A 21,004-nucleotide genomic window follows, 5' to 3' on the forward strand; every position below is an offset into this window, starting at 1 on the left:
CGCAATCAGGCCAGCCGATGGATGCAGGCGGCGTCGCCCAGGGTGGCCGATGCCGCCTGCACCACATATTCATGGTGGGTGAACAGCACCACCTGTGTGGCACCGCCCAGTTCGGCCAGCGCCCGCAGCCCGGCCGCCGTGCGCGCCTCGTCCGACGTGATGAACAGATCATCGGCCACGAAGGGCAGGGGGGTGGACTGGCGCACATGCGCCTCCACGGCCGCGATGCGCAGGGCCAGGTAAAGCTGGTCGCGCGTGCCCTCGCTCATCCCTTCCACGCCCAGATCGCTGCGGTCGGCGCGCACACCCACCAGCACGGGATGATCGGCATCGCCATAATCGACCTTCAGCCGCTGGATGGGGTTGCCGCCCGTGGCCGCCATGGCCGCCAGGATCTGCCCGGCGCGGATCAGCAGCGGATGTTCGTTGCGGTCCCGATAACGCTCAACCGCCTGCGACAGCAGCAGCGAGGCTGCGCGCAGCCGCAGCCAGCGCCCGGCCGACGCTGCCGCCCGCGCCGCGGCATCGGCCGCGTCCTGGGCCGCTCCGCCGATACCGGCCCGTTGGCGCAGTTCCTCCAGCGTACGTTCCGCATCGCGCAGCCGGGCTGATACCTCCGGCAGGTCGGCCTGCGCCCGGTCAATCTCCGCGGCCAGCACTGTCGCCTCCGCCGTGGTGGCATCGGGGTCGATATCGGCCACATCGGCCCGCAGCTGCGCCGGGTCAATTCCATCACCGGCCTGGGCCAGTTCAGCCAGCAGGGCGGCTTCCTGTCGCTTCAGCGTGCGGCGGTTGCCCGCGGCGGTAACCAGGGCCGCCACGTCATCTTCCACCGAAAGCCGGTGCAGACGGCGCAGGTCCGACAGTGCATCGCGGCAACGGGACAGGTCCTGCTCCGCGATCTGCAACGCCTCCCGCGCCCTGTCGTGGCGCTGCGCCAGTACCTGCCGGCGGGCGGCCTGCTCCCGCGCGGCGGCAAGGGTGCTGAACAGGGCAGCGGGCAGCAACTGGACATCATCCGGCAGGTCGAGACGGGGGGACAGGCGCATAGCCTCCACCGTCACCGCCTGCGTCTCGGCGACATAGAGTGCGATGTCCTTCTCCAGCGCCACGATGCGATGATCCAGCCCGTGCAGCTCCCTCAACTCTCCGGCGATATCCTCCCAGGTGCTGAGGGCGGCTTCCGCTTCTGCCGGGCCGGATTGCGGAGAAAGACCGATAGCGTCCATATCGGCAGCCCAGCCGTCACGCCAGGCGGTCAGGTCGGCCAGGGCCTGGTCATGATCGGCACGGGCCTGCTCCAGCGCCAGAATTGTGCGCTGGCGTTCCTGTGCCGTCCGGGCGGCGGCGTCGCTGGCCTGCCGGGCCCGGGTCACCGCGGCTTCGGCCTGGGTGCGCAGCACGGACAGGGTGCCGTCCACCGGGACGGCCACGCCGCACAAGGTCAATACCTGTGTCAGGTGGCGGCGGCACTGCCCATCCTCGGCTGTCAACGCCGCTACGGCCTCGACCAGTTGCCCCTGCTGTTCCCGCGTGGCCAGCACAGCGGCGGCCTGGGTCAGAAACGCTGCCATTTCCGCAGGTCCACCGGGTTCGATCCCCGATGGCCGCCACATGTCCGTCCATTCCGCCGCCAGTGCGGCGGCGGCCGTCTCCAGCTGTGCGGCGTCACCGTCCAGATCGTCCAGCCGCTCCAGGCACATCGCCAGATCGCTTTCGGCACGGACAAAGCGGGCGACCCGCGTCGCTTCCTGCTCCCGCTGGTCGGCCAGCAGGTCGGCGGTGCGCAGGCTGTGTTCGAATGCCGGGACTGCATCGGCCGGGGCCTTCCCGCCGCCGTCCAGCAGCGGACGCAAGCCCGCCCAGGACAGATCGCGCTGACGCCGGGCTTCGGCAATCGCCGCCGGGGTCGGCACTTCACCATCCGCCTTCAATTCGCGCAGGGTCTGGCGATGGCGACGGGCCTCTTCCTCCAGCTGCCGGCGATCCTCGGCCAGACGCAGGCGCTTGGCCTCCAGCGACACTTCACGCTGACGCTGCTGTTCGACGGCATCGGATGCAGGCAGGGGCAGGCCCGCCAGGCGGTCAGCATCGTGGGCATATCGGCCCAGCCGGGCCACGGCCTGCGTCAGCCGTCCGCGGCCCTCGGCCTGCGCCCGCTCCGCCCGGGACAGCCGCAACTCCACCTCGCCCAGACGCTGGGCCGCCGTGAAGGCGGCCTCCGCAGCGGACAGGTCGTACGGGTCGGGTGCGTCGGGACCGTGCTGGCGTTCGGCCTGACGGGCAGCGGCGGCAGCCATTTCTTCGCGCCGCCGGATGTCGGCCAGCGATTGGTCCAGGCGCGCATGGGCCTTCACCCGGTCGCGGATACGGGCGACCAGCAGCCGGTCAGGCACATTTCGACCCAATCGCTCCAGATCGGGCGGCAGACCGATATCACGCGCCGCCCGTTCCAGCCGATGCAGCGCCTGATCGCGGTCCTGCCGGCGGCGGGGCAGGTCGGCGCGGGCCTTGGCGATTTCTCCCTGCCGCTGATACAGGGCTTCGATCCGGACGGCGAGCGCCAGCAGGGCCGGCTCCTCGCCGGCCTCCGCCAGGGCTGCTTCCGCCGCATCCGCTTCGGCCCCGGCGGTCTGCACCTGCCGTTCGGCCGACAGCAGGCCGGCCTCCGCCTGACGCCATTGGACCAACAGGCTGTCGGGCAGATCCGGCCCGTCGCCCGCGGCCAGCAGCGCCGCCGCCAGATCATCCAGTCGCGCCAGCAGGGGACGCACGCGGCGCAACCGTTCCAGCCGGCTGCGCGCCGTCTGCGCCTGCGACAGCCCCTCACGCAGGGCCGTCAACTGGCTGCGGGTCGTCTCCACGGCCGCGACGGCGGCGTCCCAGGCGTCAGCCCTGGTCGCTTCGTTGCGCATGCGGGCCGCCGCCTCGCCATGGGCCTCCACCGCCTGCCACAGCGGCTTGGACTGCTGCTTGCGGTGGGGACTGCCGATCTCATCCGCGTCACGCACCAGCCGGGCCGCGACATCCTTAAGACCCGACAGGCCGGACCCGACCTGGAACAGGGTCTGGGCAAGATCGCCGCCGGCCGCCAGCATGGCGTCGCCGCCCTGACGCAGCCGTTCATGATCCAGACCGAACAGCCGCTCAAACCCCGCCCGGTCGATCCCGCCCAGATGCGGGGCCAGCAGATTGTCGGGCAGGGCGGCGCCATCGGCGTCCAGCAGCGTGGCCGTCCGCCCCTTGCGCCGCTTCACCTCCAGCACGCTGCCATCGGTCAGCCGCAGGGCCGCGCCGATGCGCAGGGCATTATTGCCATGGCGAAAGCCCAGGCCGGACCGTTCCGGCACCCCGAACAGCAGATCGCAGATGGCGGAGAGGGCGGTCGACTTGCCCGCCTCGTTCCGGCCATGCACGATATGCAGGCGCACATCGCCCGCCGACAGGTCCAGGCTGGTCCCGTCAAAATGGCCGTAGCGTTCCAGATCCAGCCGGTCGATGCGCATCAGCCTTCCCCCGCCATCCGGTCCAGCAGCAGCGCCTCTGCGTCATCCAGCAGCGCCGTCAGTGCCCCCTCGCCATCCAGCTCCAGGCCGGCCAGCGCCGCCTCGGGCAGGCGGGTCTTCAACTGGGCGATATCGTCCAGCAGGGGCGCCAGGGCGTGGGGATCGTCACGCAGGCTGCGCAGCACGGATGTCAGTTCCGCCAGCGCGTCGCCCGACAGGGTTGGCGCATCGGCCTGATCCTGGGTATGGACGGACACGCGCTCGATCCAGATATCACCGCCGGCCCGTGCCGCCGCCAGTTCCGCTTCAGCGTCCAGGCGAGCGGCATCTGCCTTCAGCCGGCGGTGCAGTGCTGTACGTCCGGTCAGGATCAGGCGGGCGGCCAGCGTGCGATCACCGGCATCATCGCGAGCGCTGGACAGGGCCGTCACGATGCGATCGGCCATCTCCGCTTCGCCGACGCATCCTTTCAGATCGACCTCAACCCGGGCCCAGCGTACATCGTCCAGCACGACATGCGCGGCATCCAGGATGCATCCCCGGTCGGCCGTGACCAGGGTGGCGCCCTTCGCCCCCGTTTCATTGGCGTGGCGGCCCTGCAGATTGCCGGGGAAGACGATCCAGGGGTCGCGGTCAATGATGGCGCGTTCATGCACATGGCCCAGCGCCCAGTAATCATATCCCTTGGCCTTCAGATCGGCGGGTGAACAGGGCGCGTAGCGCGCATGCGGCGGCCTGCCGTCCAGGGCCGTGTGCAGCACGCCGATATTCAGCAGACCGGCCACCGGGGCGGGGTACGTGGCCGCCAGATTGTCGGTGACATCGCGGGTATGAAAGCTGCGCCCGTGCAGGACGACGCCCAGATCGTCGCGCCGGAAGCTCTGCGGCTTCTTATGGTCAAATACCTGCACATTGGGCGGCAGCGACAGGCGCCGCGTCATGGTGCTTTCGGCATCATGGTTGCCACGCAGCAGAAAGACCGGGATGCCTGCCCGTTCCAGCCGGGCCATCTGTTCGGCGAAATAAAGCCCCGTCTGGAAATCGCGCCAGTCGCCATCGTAAAGGTCGCCGGCGATGATCAGGAAGGCGACCTCCTCCTCTACCGCCAGATCGACCAGACGGGCCAGCGCCCGGCGGGTGGCCCCCACCAGGCGGTCGGCCCGATGCCCGGCGCGGGCGGAAAGGCCCAGCAGCGGGCTGTCCAGATGGATGTCGGCAGCGTGCAGGAAGCGCATGGGCGGACGGGGGCACCGGAACGGGATCGGGCCTTAAGCCTTACCCGTTCCGGGCGATGTTCCGCAATCGTTTCGCTTCTGTCAGCCTTGGCGGATATGGGCGACAAAGCGGCCAACCTGCTGGTCGGCCTCCCCGGCGCTGCCACGAACCTTGGTGGCCCGGTCCAGCGCCGTCACCGCCGCTTCGGTCACCGCCAGCACCTTGTCGGCGATGCCCTGGATGGCGCGCGACGCCTCCTCCGTGCCGCGCGCCGCCTCATTCACATTGCGGGCAATCTCTTGCGTGGCGGCCGTCTGCTGTTCCACCGCGCCGGCAATGGCGGTTGCCGTTTCGTTGATGGTGCGGATGGTGGTCACGATGCCGTTCATGGCCCGCGCCGCCTCGCCGGAGGAATTGCGGATGCCGCCGACCAGCTCGGCGATCTCTTCCGTGGCCCTGGCCGTCTGCGTCGCCAGATTTTTCACCTCCGATGCGACCACGGCAAAGCCCTTTCCGGCTTCTCCGGCCCTTGCTGCCTCGATCGTTGCGTTCAACGCCAGCAGGTTGGTCTGGCTTGCGATGTCGGAGATCAGGCTGACGACGGCGCCGATGCGTTCGGCACTTTGCGTCAGTTCATCCACCGTGCCTGTGGCGGTGCCGGCTTCTTCGGCGGCACGGGAGGCGACGGTGGCGGACATCTGTACCTGACTGCCGATTTCCGCGATTGACGCCCGCAGCTGCTCTGCGGCGGCAGCGACGGTCTGCACGTTGGACGCGGCCTGGGTGACGGCCGAGGCGCCGATGGAAGCGCTTTGCTGGGTGTCGTCACAATCCCCGGACATCTGGCGCATCTGGTCCAGCATCTGTCCCGCGCTGTCGGTGACGGCCCGCAGCAGGGCGCCCACCTCGCGCTCGAACCGCTCTGCCAGCGCCTGGCGGTCGGCGCGCAGCGTCGCTTCCGCCTCCGCCTCCCGCCTGGCGCCGTCGGCCCGCAGCCTTTCCGCCTCAGCCAGCCCGTCACGGAATTCCTGCACGGCCTCCGCCATATGGCCGATTTCGTCGGGACGGTCGGCACCGGGAACGAATGTGTCAAGCTGGCCCTGGCGCAGCCTGGTCATGGCATCGGTCAGGGCCAGGATCGGCTTCGTCACGCTGTTACCCATCCAGGCAAAGGCTATGGCGGCAGCCATGATCAACAGGACGCTGATGATGGCGAGCGTGGTGGTGTTGGCGATCTGGGCATCGTTGACCACCCCGATGGGCAGGGTCACCACCAGCGTCCATTGTTCCTTCACGCCACTGAAGGCCACCGGCGCTGCCACGATCATCCGGTCGCCACCATCCAGCGGCAGCATTTCCTGAACAGCATGGCCTTCCCGCCGGACGCGCGCGACCAGATCGGCCAGCGCCCCTTTTTCCAATGCACTGTTCAAGCGGGCGGAATCGGGATGCACCACCCAATGGTCGTTGTGGGCCAGCAACCGGACGTCACCCGCCCCCAGCGGCCGGAAATCGGCAAACTGCTGCTGAAGCGCCGTCAATGCCAGGTCTGTTGTGGTGACGCCGACAACCTTGGCGCTTCGGTGCAGGGGCACCGACACCGTCACCATCAGCACATCCTTGCCCTCGACCGGATAGATATAGGGCGTGGTCAGCAATGTCCGGTTCAGTTCGATCGGGTCCAGGTACCATTCCTTGATCCCCGCCTCGACCGTCATGATCAATGGCTCTATGCCGACGGTCCCATCGCCCTTGCGGAAGTAATAGGGAACGAAACGACCCTTCGCATCCGTTCCCGGCTGGCCGATGGCGGCCGCATCATTGCCGTCAAACCCGTCCGGTTCGAACGCCACGGTGACGCCGACAATGTTGGGATTGGCCCCGACGGCGGCCATGGTCTGGGTCGTAACCAGATCCCGGCTGAAACCATTGCTTTTGACGCCGCCTTCCATCATTGCGTTGATGTTTGTGGCGTTGCGGATGGCGCGTTCGATGACATCAGCGGCAATCAGCTGGTATTCACCCGCCGCCTCGCGCAATGTTTCCTGCGCCTGCGACTTGATCGTCCGGTGCGACAGGAAAGCCTCCATCGCCGTCAGGCCCAACCCCAGGGCCAGACACAGGGCAATGCCTGACATCAGTAATCTGGTTTTCAAAGATGATTTCATTGCCGAAAGCATTAAGATCGGCCCCCGTTCCCGCTGTCCGTGACATATGACGACCAATAGGCACGATTCTGGGTCCGATCGATACATGTGTACGGCCGGATGTTACTGTCGTGTTGAATTGGCACCAAGGCACATACCACGAAAGTGTGTCATTTATTAAGGCGGGATCGAGTTTCAATTGTTGCAAACTATTCATTGGGAACGATCCCACCCCAAGCATGAGCCAGGCTGCCGGCTGCCATGACACACGGCGTGCTTGCCGGTTCGATGCGGCGCAGGATAAGACGGAAACATCGATGGTTCCCCGCAAGGGGATGAAAAGGGAACGTGGTACGTCACCGGCAACGGTGTTCAAAGCCACGGCTGCCCCCGCAACTGTAAGCGGCGAGTGATGCCCGATATGGCCACTGGGAAACTGGGAAGGCCGGGCGGATCGACGACCCGCAAGCCAGGAGACCTGCCATCGGCAATGCGTCGCGCGGCCATTGGGCGGGGTGCCCTGATGGGACGGTTCACCGTTTCGCGTAGGCGCTTCGGAAGGAGTGCGCGGGTGAACCAGGTCGGCATCGGGGGCAACAGACCCCGTCCGGGAACTGACATTCGGTAGGCAGGGGGAAGGCGTCCCGTTCGGGATCCGCCATCGCATCCTCTTGTCCGCACACCGTCCGGTATCGTCATGAACGAAACGGAAGGGTGTCAAAAGTGAAGGTAAACAAGTCTTTTCGCGCGATGCTGCTGAGTGCTGCCGCCCTGCTGCCCGCGACGGCCGCCCTGGCCCAGTCCGACGCCGTGCAGGTGGCGGAAATCATTGTGACCGCCAACCGTGTGCCGACATCGGACGACCGGGTGGGCAGCACGGTCAATGTCATCGACAGTGCCGAGATCGAGCGGCGCCAGCAGGTACAGGCGCTGGACGTGCTGAAGCGCCTGCCGGGTGTGTCCATTTCCCGCACCGGCGGGCTGGGCAGCACCTCCACCCTGCGCCTGCGCGGATCGGAAGCCGGCATGGTCAAGGTGCTGGTTGACGGGGTAGAGGTGAACGACGCCGCCAGCACGGGTAACGAGTTCGACTTCAACAGCCTGATGACCGTCGATATCGACCGGATCGAGGTGCTGAAGGGCCCGCAGAGTGCCTTGTACGGCAATGACGCCATGGCCGGCGTCATCAATGTCATCACCCGTCAGGGCGAAGGCGCGCCGAATTTCCGCGGCACGGTCGAAGGCGGTGCCTATGGCACGTTCCGCCAGCAGGCCTCCGTGTCGGGTTCCGAGGACAAGGTCAGCTATGCTGCCACGGCCAGCAACCTGTCGACCGACGGCTTCTCCCGTACCTTTGTCGGGAATGAGAAGGACGGCACCGATGCGCGGTCCGTGTCGGGTCACCTTGGCTACAAGGCCACGGAGAATTTCCGGATCGAAGCCAATGCCGGCTGGTCCTGGATGGACAGCGAATACGACCCGTTCGCCGCCGATGGCGATGCCAGCCAGGAAAAGGAAACCTGGTACGCGCGGGCCGGCGGCGTGCTGACCCTGCTGGATGGCGCGTTTGAGAACAGCCTGACCGCCAGCTATGCCAGCACCGACCGCGATTTCGACGAGCCCACGGGCTGGTACCGCTTCTCCACCTTCGACAGCCGGCGCAAGGCCCTGGACTATCAGGGCAATCTGCGTCTGCGTGGCAATGACGTCGCCACCATCGGCCTGTCGGTGGACGAAGAAAGCGCCAAGACCACCAATACCCAGGGCACGACCACCAGCACCGATATTGACGACGCGCTGACCACCAAGTCGGCCTTCGCCCAGTATCAGGCGGCGATCACGCCGGCCCTGACCATCACCCTGGGCGGCCGCATCGACGATAATGAACAGTTCGGCACGGAGGCCACCTGGCGCGCCACCGGCGCCTATGAAATCCAGCAGACGGGCACCATCCTGCGTGCCAGCTATGGCACGGCAAACAAGGCCCCGTCGCTCTACCAGCTCTACGCCCCCTGGTACGGCAATGCCAATCTGAAGGCCGAAGACGGCAAGGGTGTCGATGCCGGTGTCCAGCAGCGCCTGCTGGACGGCAAGGTGACGCTGGGCGCCAGCGTCTTCCGCAACAGCTATGACGACATGATCGGTTTCACCAGCGCCTATGTGAATATCGCCAAGGCCCGCACCAAGGGCATCGAATTGACCTTCGAAGCCCGCCCGATCGAAACGGTGCTGCTGCAGGCCAATTACACCTATCTGGATGCCAAGGATCGGACGACGGGCCTGGACCTGCCGCGCCGGCCGCAGGATACCGTCAATGCCAGCATCGACTGGACCGTCGGGTCGGGCATCGATCTGGGGGCGGCCCTGCGCTATTTCGGCAAGCAGCGTGACAATGCCGCGGCCACGGCCCCCGTCCTGGATGGTGCCACCGTGGTTGATGTCACCGCCCGCTGGCAGGTGCTGGACAGTGTCAGCTTGTTTGGCCGGGTGGAGAACCTGTTCGACAAGGACTATCAGGAGGTCCGCAGCTACCGCGCGCCCGGCCGTTCGGCCTTCGGCGGGGTCAGCGTCTCCTTCTGATGCATGAATGGATGGCGCCGGTGGCATCCGGCGTCATCCTTGATGGAGGGTGCCATGACGTTATTGTCGGTGCGCGGGATCCAGGTGCGGCGGGGCGGGCGGTCCGTCCTGTCCGGTATCGACCTGTCCGTGGCAGCCGGCGAGTGCGTCGGGTTGATCGGCCCCAACGGCGCCGGCAAATCCACCCTGCTGTCGGTCATGGCCGGCCTCCTGTCCCCCGGCGCGGGTGTGGTGGAACTGGAGGATAAGCCGCTTTCCGCCTGGACCCGGCCCGACCGGGCCCGGCGTATCGGCTATCTGGAACAAGGTGCCGCCTGCCATTGGCCACTGACGGTGGAGCGTGTGGTGACGCTGGGCCGGCTGCCCCATGCCACGCCCTGGAACGGGGAGGCGGCGGCCGACCGGATTGCCATCGCCCGCGCCATGGAACAATGCGACGTGGCCGGGCTGGCCGACCGCAATGTCACGGCGCTGTCGGGGGGCGAACGGGCGCGTGTCATGCTGGCCCGGGCATTGGCCGGCGAGCCGCGCCTGCTGCTGGCTGACGAGCCTGCAGCAGGACTGGACCCCTATCACCAGCTGCAGGTGATGGAATTGCTGGCAGCGCTGGCGGCGGGCGGGATGGGGGTGGTGGTCGTGCTTCACGACCTGACCTTGGCATTGCGTCATTGCACACGCCTGTGCCTGCTGAACGGGCAGGGAAGGGTGGCCGCGGACGGGAAGCCCACGCAGGTACTTGATTCCGGCGTGGTGGAAAATGTCTATGGCATAGACCTGATCCGCGGCGGCCACCACGGCATGCCCTATGCGCTGCCCTGGCAGCGCCGCAGCCTGGAAGCACTATGATGGCCGACCTGACCCTGATCATTGGCGGGGCCCGTTCCGGCAAAAGCCGGCAGGCCGAACAGATCATCACCGCACTGCCCAGCCCCTGGACCTACATCGCCACGGCGCAGGCGCTGGACGCGGAAATGCTGGATCGCATCCGCCATCACCGCGCCGACCGCGCCCCCGGCTGGATCACGCTGGAGGAACCGCTGGACCTGGCAGGGGCCTTGCGCGCCGCCGACCGGGCGGGTCATCCGGTGCTGGTCGATTGCCTGACCCTGTGGCTGACCAATATCATGCTGGCCGGCAGCGATGTTGAAGCTGAATGCGCAGCCTTGCTGGAACTTCTGCCCACGCTGGTTGTTCCCTGCGTGCTGGTCGGCAATGAGGTCGGACTGGGCATCGTGCCGGACAATGAACTTTCCCGCCGCTTTCGCGACCATGCGGGACGGCTGCACAAGGACATCGCCCGGATCGCCGGCCGCGTCCTGTTCATGGCCGCCGGCCTGCCCATGGTGCTGAAGGAGACAGCGTGATGATCATCCCCGTGGAGGAGGCGGCCCGCCACCGTGCCAAGATGGAACGGCGCAAGGCCCTGATGGATCGCCGCGTGGCTGAACGCCAGCAGGAGAAGGGCCTGCTGATGATCCATACCGGCAATGGCAAGGGCAAGTCGACGGCGGCCCTGGGCCTGATGCTGCGCGCAGCCGGCCACGGGTTCCGCGTCGGCTTTATCCAGTTCCTGAAGGGCACCTGGGCGACGGGCGAACAGGTGGCGCTGGAACGGTTCGATGATCTGATCGACCATCATGTGATGGGAGAGGGCTTCACCTGGGAAACCCAGGACAAGGAACGCGATATCCAGGCCGCATCCCATGCCTGGGACAAGGCGCGGGCCATGTTCGCCGATCCGCGCTATCGCCTTATTGTTCTGGACGAGATCAATATCGCCCTGCGCTATGGCTATCTGCCTGCCGAAGAGGTGCTGGCGACCCTGGTCTCGCGCCGGCCCAACCTGCATGTGCTGCTGACGGGCCGCAACGCCAGCCCCGCCCTGGTGGAAGTGGCCGATCTGGTGACCGAATTCCAGTTGGTCAAGCATCCCTTCAATGCCGGCATCAAGGCCCAGGCGGGGATCGAGTTCTGATGGCACGGCGGCCGCGCGCCCTGATGATCCAGGGGACGGGATCGGATGTGGGCAAGTCGCTGCTGGTGGCAGCCCTGGCCCGTGCCTTTACCAATCGCGGCCTGTCCGTGCGGCCCTTCAAGCCGCAGAACATGTCCAACAATGCCGCGGTCACCGACGATGGCGGGGAGATCGGGCGGGCGCAAGCGCTGCAGGCCCGCGCCGCCCGCGTCGCCCCGTCGGTCCATATGAACCCGGTGCTGCTGAAACCGCAGAGCGATGTCGGCGCCCAGGTCATCGTGCAGGGCCGCATGGCTGGCACGGCCCAGGCCGCCGACTATCAGCAACGCAAGGGGCAGTTGCTGTCGGCCGTGCTGGACAGCTACCAGCGCCTGGGGCTGGGGGCCGACCTGATCCTGGTGGAAGGGGCGGGCAGCCCGGCCGAAATCAATCTGCGCGCCCGCGACATCGCCAATATGGGCTTTGCCCTGGCCGCCGATGTGCCGGTCATCCTGGCCGGCGATATCGACCGCGGCGGCGTGATCGCCAGCCTGGTCGGCACCCATGCCGTGCTGAACGATGCGGACCGCGCCGCCATAAAGGGCTTCATCGTCAACAAGTTCAGGGGCGATATCAGGCTGTTCGATGATGGCTTGACGGAGATTGCGCGGCGTACGGGCTGGCCCTCCTTCGGCGTTCTGCCCTTCCTGCCGGCCGCATCGCGCCTGCCGGCCGAAGATGCCGTCGTGCTGGACCACTGGCGGGCGGGACCGGGGCTGGGCTTGCGCATCGCCGTGCCCATGCTGTCGCGCATCGCCAATTTTGATGATTTCGATCCGCTGCGCCTGGAACCGGGCGTCTCCGTCGCCATGGTGCCGCCGGGCCGTCCCCTGCCGGCCGATGCCGACCTGATCATCCTGCCCGGCAGCAAGTCCACCATCGCCGATCTGGCCTTCCTGCGGGCCCAGGGCTGGGACGTCGACATCCACGCCCATATCAGGCGGGGCGGCCGTGTGCTGGGCATCTGCGGCGGCTATCAGATGCTGGGCCGGCGGATCAGCGACCCCGCCGGGATCGAGGGGCCGGCCGGCAGCGTCGATGGGCTGGGCTGGCTGGATGTTGAAACCGTGCTGACCGACCGCAAGGAATTGCGCTATGTCAGCGGCCATCTGGCCGACGCTGATATCCCCGTCGCCGGCTATGAGATGCATGTCGGCGTCACCACGGGGGCGGATGCCGCCCGGCCACTGATCCACCTGTTGAATGGAGCCGCGGACGGGGCGGGAACGGCGGATGGCCGCGTCACCGGCACCTATCTGCACGGGTTGTTCTCCGCTGACGCCTTCCGCAGGCATTTCCTGAAAGCGTTCGGGCTGACCGCCACCATGAATTATGAAGCGACGGTCGATGCCGCCCTGGATGCGTGCGCGCAAGGGGTGGAAGAGCATCTGGACCTTGATGGCCTGCTGGCCGTGGCCCGATAAGGAACAGCCGGGGCCGCAGTCATAAGGCGGACTGCATAATGTCCATACAATGCATGGCAGCCGAAGCCCCCAGGCCACAGGGGTGGTGGGCGGCATGAACCCGCGCCCACGGCCCGCCCGCCGTCGCAGGTGGCACCTTCCTGGCATGGCCGTTACGGAGCTGTCACCGACCAGTCTGTGCCGAATTGTTCCGATTCTGTAACGGCCGTGGACAGCGCATCAATCATTAACCTACTGAAGAATAAAGAGATGCCCATGTTTTGGGCAATGCTGACGTAATTTGACATATTTGGAGATGGGCGTTACCGTCTTAACCATCAATTAAGCATAAGCTGCAAGTGGGGTCTGGACAGAATTGGACCCATGCCTATGATCCGAATTGGTCTAGCGCTTCTGCCATAGCAACGGCGCTCCGGTTAGACTCAAAGGACTAGGCGTATGGCGATATCCCAGATGACCGCGCCCGATGCCAATGTGACCGCCATGCGCATGATGGCGACGGGTCGGCTGCGTGATGCGCGGGAGATGCTGGAAGAGGCGGCACAGCGTTTTCCCACCGACCTGTCCATCGGTCTCAATCTCGCTGTGGCCTGCCGCGCTGTCGGGGATATGCCGGCGGCCCATGCCGCACTGGACAATGTCCTGCGGGTCGATCCCCGCAATTTCCTGGCCCTGCTGATGCGCGGACACCTGCTGGAGACGCAGGGGCTGAAGCGGCAGGCGGCGCAGACCTATGGCAATGCCCTGACCCAGTATCAGCCGGGTGCCGTCTATGACGAGCCGACGCGCCGCGCCATCGCGCGGGCACAGCAGGTGCATGGTGATTATCTGCGGGAACTGGAGGATGCACTGCGCAGTTCCGTAGGCGCGCTGGGCCGGTCAGAGACGAAGCGGGTCGATCTGATGATCGATCATATTGTCGGACGGCGGAAATTCTACCCACCCAAGCCGACCCATTTCCATTTCCCCGGTTTGCCGACCATTGAGTTCTTTGATCGCGCCGACTGTCCCTGGATGGACCGACTGGAGGCTGGAACCGACGATATCCGGCGCGAAATGCTCCAGGTGATGGAAGACCCGGACAAGGCCCGCATGGCCCCCTACATCCAGTACCCGGACTGGGCACCGCTGGATCAGTGGCGGGCACTGAACAATTCCAAACGCTGGAGCGCCATCCATCTGCTGGAAGGCGGACGGCCGGTGGAGGTGAATACCGCGCGCTGTCCCGTGACCATGGACGTGCTGGCGGAGATGCCGCAGCCGCGCGTGCCCAACCGCTCGCCCGTCGCCATGTTCTCCGTGCTGAACCCGCATACGCAGATCCCGCCCCATCATGGCGTGGCCAACACGCGTCTGGTGGTGCATCTGCCCCTGATCGTGCCGCCCGGCTGCGGCTTCCGTGTCGGCAATGACACGCGCGAATGGCAGGAAGGCAAGGCCTGGGCCTTCGACGACACGATCGAGCATGAGGCCTGGAACAACAGCGACCACGTCCGCGTCGTTCTGATCTTCGACGTCTGGCATCCCCACCTGACGGATGTGGAACGGGAAGCCTATACCCGCATCATGACCAGCATGGACGATGTGACCGGTACGGTGGCCGACGGCGGCATTTGACCCCTGGGGCGGCGGGCGACAGCGCCGTCCCCTTTCTTTTGCCTATCGTTCCCCGCCCCACCGTCCTTCCAGCCAGCGGGACAGGCGGGACAGCAGCAGCAGGATCACCAGATATTCCAGCGCCAGCAGCGTATAAAGCTCCAGCGGGCGATAGGTCTGGGTCTGCAATTCCGTGGCGCGGCGGGTCAGTTCGGCCAGACCGATGGCGGACGCCAGTGAACTGTCCTTAACCGTGTGGATGAACTGCCCCACGATCGGTGGCAGCATGCGCCGCAGCGCCTGGGGCAGGACAATGCGGCGCAGCGTCAGCCAGCGCCCCATGCCCAGGGACTGCGCCGCCTCCACCTGTCCCCTGGGCACCCCTTCGATCCCCGCCCGGAAAATCTCCGACAGAAAGGCGCCGGCATTCAGGGCCAGGGCGATGACAGCGGCGGTGAAGGGCGTCAGTTCCGCGATCCAGCCGAACAGGGCAAAGCCAACCCCGTCCGGGTCCAGCCCCTGCACCAGGATGGGCAGGGCATAGAAAACCCAGAGCAACAGCACAAACAGCGGCAGCGTGCGCATCAGTTCGACATAGGCGCCGCTGATCAGCCGCAGCAGCCGCAGCCGGCTGCCCCGCGCCACAGCCGTGACCAGCCCGACACCCATGGCCAGCACCAGCGCCATGGCCGACAGGCCCAGGGTCAGGCCGGCACCGGCCAGGAGGAAAGAAAGGTTGCCCCAGCCCTCCGCCGTCGTCGGATCGACAATGTGCCAGCCCTCGCCGCTGCACCCGGTCAGGAGGGGCAGCAGCAACAGGGGTGACAACAGGCGCAACGGCAGCCTCACTTCCCGGGCCCCATGCCTTCGAACCAGACCTTGAACAAGCCGGCAAAGAACCCGTCCGCTGTGCGCGCATCGACCCAGCCATTCAGCCAGTCCACCCAGACCGGATCGCCCAAGGGCGTCATGATGGCATTTTCGGTGTCGGTGCCGGGCCGGGCGCCATTGGTCAGCATGGTCAGCTGCGGATATTCCCGCCCGATCTTGGTCATGAAATACAGATTGTCGGTAAAGGCGGCCTGGGCACGACCGGCCAGCACTTCGGTGAAATCAATGACGGGATCAGCCACGGACAGGATGCGCGCCCTGGTGAAGACCTTCTTCGCCATGGTCTCCGGTGCCGTCCCCTGCTGCACCGCGATGGTGACGCCGGTCTGGTCCAGGTCATCCCAGCTTTTGAAACGTTCAGCATCCTTCTTCAGGATCAGCGGGATGAAGGTGGGGCGCAGATACGCCTTGCTGAAGGCCACGGCCTTGGCCCGCTCCGGGGTGACCGTCACCCCCGTGGCGGCGATATCGTATTTGCGGGCCATCATGCCGGCGACCAGCGTCGGCCAGGTGGCCTGCACCAGTTGCAGCTTCACCCCAAGGTCGGCTGCCAGCCGCTCCGCCACCTGGATTTCATAGCCCTGAAAGCCACCGGTCTTCAGGTCGCGGAACGAATAGGGATAATAATCCCCCGTCGTCCCCACCCGCAGCACCCCCGCCTTGCGCACCCGGTCCAGCATTGACGCCCCCTGCGCCAGGGCCGGCAGGGCGACGGGCAAGGACAGGGCGGCGGTCAACAGGCGGCGGCGGTCCATATCCATGACAGCTCCAATCATAAAGGGGGCATGGTTACCGCGGTGCGGCATATGGTCAACAGTAAATCCGGGCGGTTCAGCCGGCAGCAGACTTCATCCCTATCCACCTCCTGTTCAGAGCCGCGAAGAACAAGCTATCCCTACGAAAATTTGTCTGAGTGAACGATGGGGCGATATTGCCAATACTGCAAATCCAAGTTTCATCCACTTTCCAGAAAATCGATGCAGGATTTGTCCTTTATTTCTGTAGAATTTCCTTTGCTATCCGAATGTTAAAGAAAACCTGAAATCATAAAATCAGAATTCCAAACAAAGATATTATACGATTCAGACGTATTCATAATAATTGTCAATTTGAGTTGTTCAAGATAGGGTTCCCGTGAATCGCAATTTCACACATTCCCCTATATGCAGATCCTGCTCATCAGCGCGTCGGGAACGGAAGGATGCCCGGCAATCGGCACGCCAGAGGCCTTGGCCTCTCCCGATCTCACGCTGGTCCGAATTTCGCCCCACGACCTGTCGGAGGCGCTTTCCAGCCCGGCAATGATCGGCCGGCATTTCGACGCCATCATTGTCGACCCCGATGCCTTGGCAGGTGTTGAATGGCTGCTTAATCTGCTGTCCAACACGGGACGAGCGGCATTGCTGCTCAGTCTGGTGCGGGACGGCTCCACGGGGAATGAAGCCACACTGCGCCGGCTGGGCGTGGATTATGTCCTGCCGGCCGGCATGCTCCACGCTCCGGACCTGGCGGCGGAGATCAGAAGGCTGCAACGGCGCCATGATGCGCATGCCCCGCCCAACACCGTGGCGGAACATGCCCCTGATGCGCTGGTCGGCGTGGATGCCGGCGGCACGATCCGCTTTTTCAACGTCGCGGCGGAGCGCCTGTTCGGGCACGCCGCTGAAAAGATGGTGGGCCAGACGCTGTCGATGCTGCTGCCCGCGCGGTTTCGTGCCGGGCATGAGAAGCTGGTCACCATGTTCCGCGACAACAGCGACGCCGACACCCATATGGCATGGCGCCGTGGGGTTTTCGCCCTGCATGCGGACAATCACGAAATCCCGGTGGAAGTGTCGCTGTCGCGTCTGGATTACGGGGACGGGCGGCTGATGCTGGCAGCCATCCGTGACATCAGCGACCGGCTGTCGCAGGAAGCCGAATATTACCGGCTGGCCACCCATGATTCGCTGACCGGCCTGTTCAACCGGGCCACGATGTGGGACATCCTGAAACAGGATATGATCCGGGTGCGCCGCAGTGGGCAGGACATGTCCCTGCTGCTGGTCGATGTGGACCGGTTCAAGCAGGTGAACGACACACTGGGCCATCTTGCCGGGGACGAGGTGCTGCGCGCCATTGCCAACTGCATCGCTGGCAGCATGCGGGCGGGCGATGCCTGCTGTCGGTTCGGGGGAGAGGAATTCGTCATCCTTCTGCCGCGAACCGCGGCAGAGGAAGCGATGCAGGCCGCAGAACGGTTGCGGGCCGCCATCGCCGGCCTTCAGATCATGACGCGCGCCGGGCGGATCACCTGCACCGTCAGCATCGGCGTCGCCGCCATCGGTCCCGCCGGGCCGCAGGACGGCGAGGCCCTGATCCATGCCGCCGATATGGCCATGCTGGAAGCCAAGCGCGCCGGCCGCAACCGCGTCCGCCAGCGGCAGTTGGAACCGGCCTGATGCGGTCAGTCCCCGACAGGATTTCTGTCGGGGAGCAGACACACCGGGCCGGACCCATCACGCCCGGCCGTAATGATCCTCGATCCGGACGATGTCGTCGGGCGTGATGGCATCACCGGTCTGCACCTCCACCAGGCACAGATCAACATCGCCGTCATTTTCCAGCCGGTGCGGCACGCCGGCGGGGATGAACACGCTCTCGTTCACGCGAACGATGCGTTTCTCCTCTCCCAGCGTCACCTTGGCTTCGCCCTGTACGACGACCCAATGTTCGGCCCGGTGCTGATGCTTTTGCAGGGAGATCTTGTGGCCGGGCCGGATGGTCAGGCGCAGAACCTGGAAACCGGGTGCGGCATGGACCAGATGGGAATAGCCCCAGGGCCGGTAGGTGCGGCGATGGTCCAGACGCTCCGTCCGTCCTTCCGCCTTCAACCGGTCGACAACGGATTTCACATCCTGCACGCGGTTGCGATCAGCGACCAGGACGGCATCGTCGGTGACGATGACCACCAGATCCTTGACGCCCACCAGCGCCGTCAGCCCGACCTCGCTTCGCACCAGATTGTCCCGCGCATCCACCAGGATGGTGTCGCCCAGCACGGCATTGCCGCCTTCGTCCTTGCCCGCGATCTCCCAAAGGGCACTCCAGGCTCCGACATCGGTCCAGCCGATGTCACAGGGCACGATGGCTGCACTGTCCGTCTTTTCCATGACGGCGAAGTCGATGGAGATGTTGGGCGCCTTGGCGAAGGCGTCCGGGTCCAGGCGCAGGAAATCCAGGTCCACGCGGGCGGCGGCAATGGCGGCATCGGCGGCGGCCAGCGCTTCGGGCGCATGCTTTTCCAGCTCGGCCACAAACTGGTCGGCGCGGAACAGGAACATGCCACTGTTCCACAGATGACGCCCGCCGGCCAGATAGGCCTGCGCCACTTCCAGCTTCGGCTTCTCCGCGAACTGCACCACGGCAAAGGCGCCTTCGGCGTCCGGGATGCCGTCGCCCTTTTCGATGTAGCCATAGCCGGTTTCAGGACTGGTCGGCTGGATGCCGAAAGTGACCAGCTTGCCGGCCTGGGCGGCGACAGCACCCTTGGCGATGGCGTCACGGAAGGCGTCGGGAGCCAGGATGGCATGGTCGGCCGGCAGCAGCAGGACCAGCGCCTGACTGTCACGCCGCGCCGCCAGCCGTGCTGCAACCGCCGCTGCCGGGGCCGTGTTGCGACCAAACGGCTCCAGCACCAGTTCGGTGGGGCGGATGCCGATTTCCTGCAACTGCTCGGCAATGGCGAAGCGGTGTTCCTGATTGCAGATGACAATCGGGTCGGCAAAGCCGAAATCGCCACCGACGCGCAGCGCTGTTTCCTGGATCATGGTGCGGTCGCCGCACAGGTTCAGCAACTGCTTTGGAAACCGCTCCCGGGAGACGGGCCAGAGGCGGGAACCGGAACCGCCGGACAACAGCACCGGAATGATGGCGGATGACGTTTGGGTCATGAACACACGCAAGATCGCTACGGGCACGGGGCTGGGCGGCGCATCTGTCAAAGCGCGCCGCCATTGTCATGATTGTGGCCCAGATCAGGGGGCGCGGGCAACCAGCAGAACGCCTTCAACAGGCTTACCGCCTTCATGCCGGATCACCATTGAGGTCAGTTCCAGCACCTCGAACCCCGCCGCGGTCAGGTGCTGGCGCACATGGTCGGGATCGTGGGCATAGCGCCCGCCTTCATGCAACAGGCAGGCTTCCCCCCCCTTGGTGGATTCGGTGGACGCGATCCACAGGCCGCCGGGACGCAGGCTGTTGAACGCCGCCTTGAACAAGGCATCCAGGCCGCCGAAATAGCACAGCACGTCCGCGGCAACGACAATGTCAAAGCTGCGCGGCCGGGCGATCAGGTAGGCAACCAGCTCCGCCTGATCCAGGGCTGAATAGAGGCCACGGCGCAAGGCCTGCTGCAACATCACAATGGACAGGTCGACGCCGGCCAGCGACTTCGCATAGGGCGCCAGATGCGGGGCCAGCAGGCCCGTACCGCAACCGGCATCCAGAATATCCTTGTCGCCCTTGCCCTCTCCCAGATGTCGGGCCAGGGCCTCTCCGACAGCGTCGGGCACGGCATAGCCCAGGTTTCCGATCATCTCGTCGAACCGCTTGGCCGAAGCGTCGAAGGTCAGGGCGACATAGGCGTCACCCGCCCGGTCCGGCATCGGGGCCTGTCCCATCGCGGCCATCGTATGTTCCAGCTGCGGTGTCGCCCCGGTGATGTCGCGCCACTGGTCCAGCAGCTGTGTCAGGCCGGCTTCGTCGCCGGCGCGCCGCAGATTGGCGGCCACCGTGCTCAGCTCCGCCTGGGCGGCGTTGCTGTCGGGCGCCAGCTTCAGTGCCGTCAGGGCCGCATCCGCCGCCATTTCCAGCCGTCCAACGCCACGCCAGGCAATGGAGATGTTGATGTGCAGCGGAACGTTGTTGGGATCCATGGCCAGTGCCTGACCAAAGCAGGCGATCGCCTCGTCATAGCGGCCGGCCTCGGCAAGGGTCAGGCCCAGGTTGGAATGGGTGATGATCAGTTCCGGCCGCAGACGCAGGGCCAGGCGAAACTGCTCGACCGCCTCGTCCACGCGGCCAAGCCGCCGCAGGGTCATGCCCAGGTTGCTGGCGGCCTCGGCGTAATCAGGACGGGCCTTCAGGGCGTTGCTGTAATGCTCCGCCGCGATCTCCAGGTGGCCGGCATCGAAGAACAGGGTGCCCAGATTGTAATAGGCCTCGGCAAACATCGGTTCGCGTTCCAGCGCATCGACATAATGGCTGGCCGCGTCATGGGGCCGGCCCTGTGCCTGCGCCACCGCCCCCTGGTTGAAATGATAGATGGGGTTGTCGGGCTCCAGCGCGGCGGCAGCGGCATAGGCCTGCGCCGCCCCCTCGAAATCCTCCAGCGTTTCCAGGGCGACCCCCAGATCAGCGCGCAGCGTGGCATCGCCCGGGTCGTCCAGGATGGCATCACGCAACAGTCGGACGGCGTCGGCATGGTTTCCGGAATCCAGCGCAAGACGCCCCTGATCGGCGGCACCGCCCAGACCAATGCTGATATCACTCATGCCTTCTGTCCTTTCGACAGCCATCCTGTTGCCGGATGGCCCCACCCGCCTGACGGGTTGCACGATAACGGCTTGGAATCGCAAAGGATAGGGACAA

The 21,004-nt window shown here is 65.8% G+C and carries 14 protein-coding genes and 1 riboswitch; of the genes, 7 read left to right on the forward strand and 7 right to left on the reverse strand.

The window, feature by feature from the left end:
• Window positions 1–5: 5 nt before the first annotated feature.
• From ACODTW_RS15880 to ACODTW_RS15890, 3 genes are all read right to left on the reverse strand, one after another.
• Window positions 6–3,506 (reverse strand): ATP-binding protein, encoded by a 3,501-nt coding sequence (locus tag ACODTW_RS15880; protein ID WP_488947030.1) that lies wholly within the window; start codon window positions 3,504–3,506, stop codon window positions 6–8.
• Complete coding sequence (locus ACODTW_RS15885; protein WP_488947031.1) at window positions 3,506–4,741, reverse strand: metallophosphoesterase family protein; 1,236 nt, start codon at window positions 4,739–4,741, stop codon at window positions 3,506–3,508. The genes ACODTW_RS15880 and ACODTW_RS15885 overlap by 1 nt, the downstream gene beginning before the upstream one ends.
• An 81-nt stretch (window positions 4,742–4,822) precedes the next feature.
• The gene (locus ACODTW_RS15890) at window positions 4,823–6,859 is read right to left on the reverse strand and encodes a methyl-accepting chemotaxis protein (RefSeq protein WP_488947032.1); all 2,037 of its coding nucleotides are present in this window, start codon (window positions 6,857–6,859) and stop codon (window positions 4,823–4,825) included.
• Window positions 6,860–7,169: 310 nt separating this feature from the next.
• Window positions 7,170–7,368, forward strand: a riboswitch (cobalamin riboswitch).
• A 223-nt stretch (window positions 7,369–7,591) separates the two neighbouring features.
• Here ACODTW_RS15890 and ACODTW_RS15895 point away from each other — a divergent pair.
• From ACODTW_RS15895 to ACODTW_RS15920, 6 genes are all read left to right on the forward strand, one after another.
• Complete coding sequence (locus ACODTW_RS15895; RefSeq protein WP_488947033.1) at window positions 7,592–9,448, forward strand: TonB-dependent receptor plug domain-containing protein; 1,857 nt, start codon at window positions 7,592–7,594, stop codon at window positions 9,446–9,448.
• A gap of 54 nt (window positions 9,449–9,502) precedes the next feature.
• Window positions 9,503–10,294: an ABC transporter ATP-binding protein gene (locus tag ACODTW_RS15900; protein ID WP_488947034.1), complete on the forward strand. Its 792-nt coding sequence runs from the start codon at window positions 9,503–9,505 to the stop codon at window positions 10,292–10,294.
• Window positions 10,294–10,812 carry a bifunctional adenosylcobinamide kinase/adenosylcobinamide-phosphate guanylyltransferase gene (cobU, locus tag ACODTW_RS15905; RefSeq protein WP_488947035.1) on the forward strand — a complete coding sequence of 173 codons (519 nt, stop codon included), beginning with the start codon at window positions 10,294–10,296 and terminating at the stop codon, window positions 10,810–10,812. Before ACODTW_RS15900 ends, cobU begins: the two co-directional genes overlap by 1 nt.
• Window positions 10,812–11,423 carry a cob(I)yrinic acid a,c-diamide adenosyltransferase gene (gene cobO / locus ACODTW_RS15910; protein ID WP_488947066.1) on the forward strand — a complete coding sequence of 204 codons (612 nt, stop codon included), beginning with the start codon at window positions 10,812–10,814 and terminating at the stop codon, window positions 11,421–11,423. The genes cobU and cobO overlap by 1 nt, the downstream gene beginning before the upstream one ends.
• A complete protein-coding gene (locus tag ACODTW_RS15915; RefSeq protein WP_488947036.1) occupies window positions 11,423–12,886 on the forward strand; it encodes a cobyric acid synthase in 1,464 nt (487 codons plus the stop codon). The genes cobO and ACODTW_RS15915 overlap by 1 nt, the downstream gene beginning before the upstream one ends.
• A 453-nt stretch (window positions 12,887–13,339) precedes the next feature.
• Window positions 13,340–14,503, forward strand: coding sequence for an aspartyl/asparaginyl beta-hydroxylase domain-containing protein (locus tag ACODTW_RS15920; protein WP_488947037.1), 1,164 nt, complete (start codon window positions 13,340–13,342; stop codon window positions 14,501–14,503).
• A gap of 42 nt (window positions 14,504–14,545) precedes the next feature.
• Here ACODTW_RS15920 and ACODTW_RS15925 read toward each other — a convergent pair whose 3' ends face one another.
• On the reverse strand, window positions 14,546–15,331 hold the full coding sequence (locus tag ACODTW_RS15925) for an amino acid ABC transporter permease (RefSeq protein ID WP_488947038.1): 786 nt from the start codon (window positions 15,329–15,331) through the stop codon (window positions 14,546–14,548).
• The gene (locus tag ACODTW_RS15930; protein ID WP_488947039.1) at window positions 15,328–16,134 is read right to left on the reverse strand and encodes a transporter substrate-binding domain-containing protein; all 807 of its coding nucleotides are present in this window, start codon (window positions 16,132–16,134) and stop codon (window positions 15,328–15,330) included. Before ACODTW_RS15930 ends, ACODTW_RS15925 begins: the two co-directional genes overlap by 4 nt.
• A gap of 402 nt (window positions 16,135–16,536) precedes the next feature.
• Here ACODTW_RS15930 and ACODTW_RS15935 point away from each other — a divergent pair, with 402 nt between their 5' ends.
• The gene (locus ACODTW_RS15935) at window positions 16,537–17,814 is read left to right on the forward strand and encodes a sensor domain-containing diguanylate cyclase (RefSeq protein ID WP_488947040.1); all 1,278 of its coding nucleotides are present in this window, start codon (window positions 16,537–16,539) and stop codon (window positions 17,812–17,814) included.
• A 57-nt stretch (window positions 17,815–17,871) separates the two neighbouring features.
• On the opposite strand, the gene ACODTW_RS15940 is transcribed toward ACODTW_RS15935, so the two are convergent.
• The gene (locus ACODTW_RS15940) at window positions 17,872–19,305 is read right to left on the reverse strand and encodes a mannose-1-phosphate guanylyltransferase/mannose-6-phosphate isomerase (protein ID WP_488947041.1); all 1,434 of its coding nucleotides are present in this window, start codon (window positions 19,303–19,305) and stop codon (window positions 17,872–17,874) included.
• Window positions 19,306–19,389: 84 nt separating this feature from the next.
• Window positions 19,390–20,907 (reverse strand): tetratricopeptide repeat protein, encoded by a 1,518-nt coding sequence (locus ACODTW_RS15945; RefSeq protein WP_488947042.1) that lies wholly within the window; start codon window positions 20,905–20,907, stop codon window positions 19,390–19,392.
• Window positions 20,908–21,004 lie beyond the last annotated feature (97 nt).

Source organism: Niveispirillum sp. FG148 (assembly GCF_057809655.1).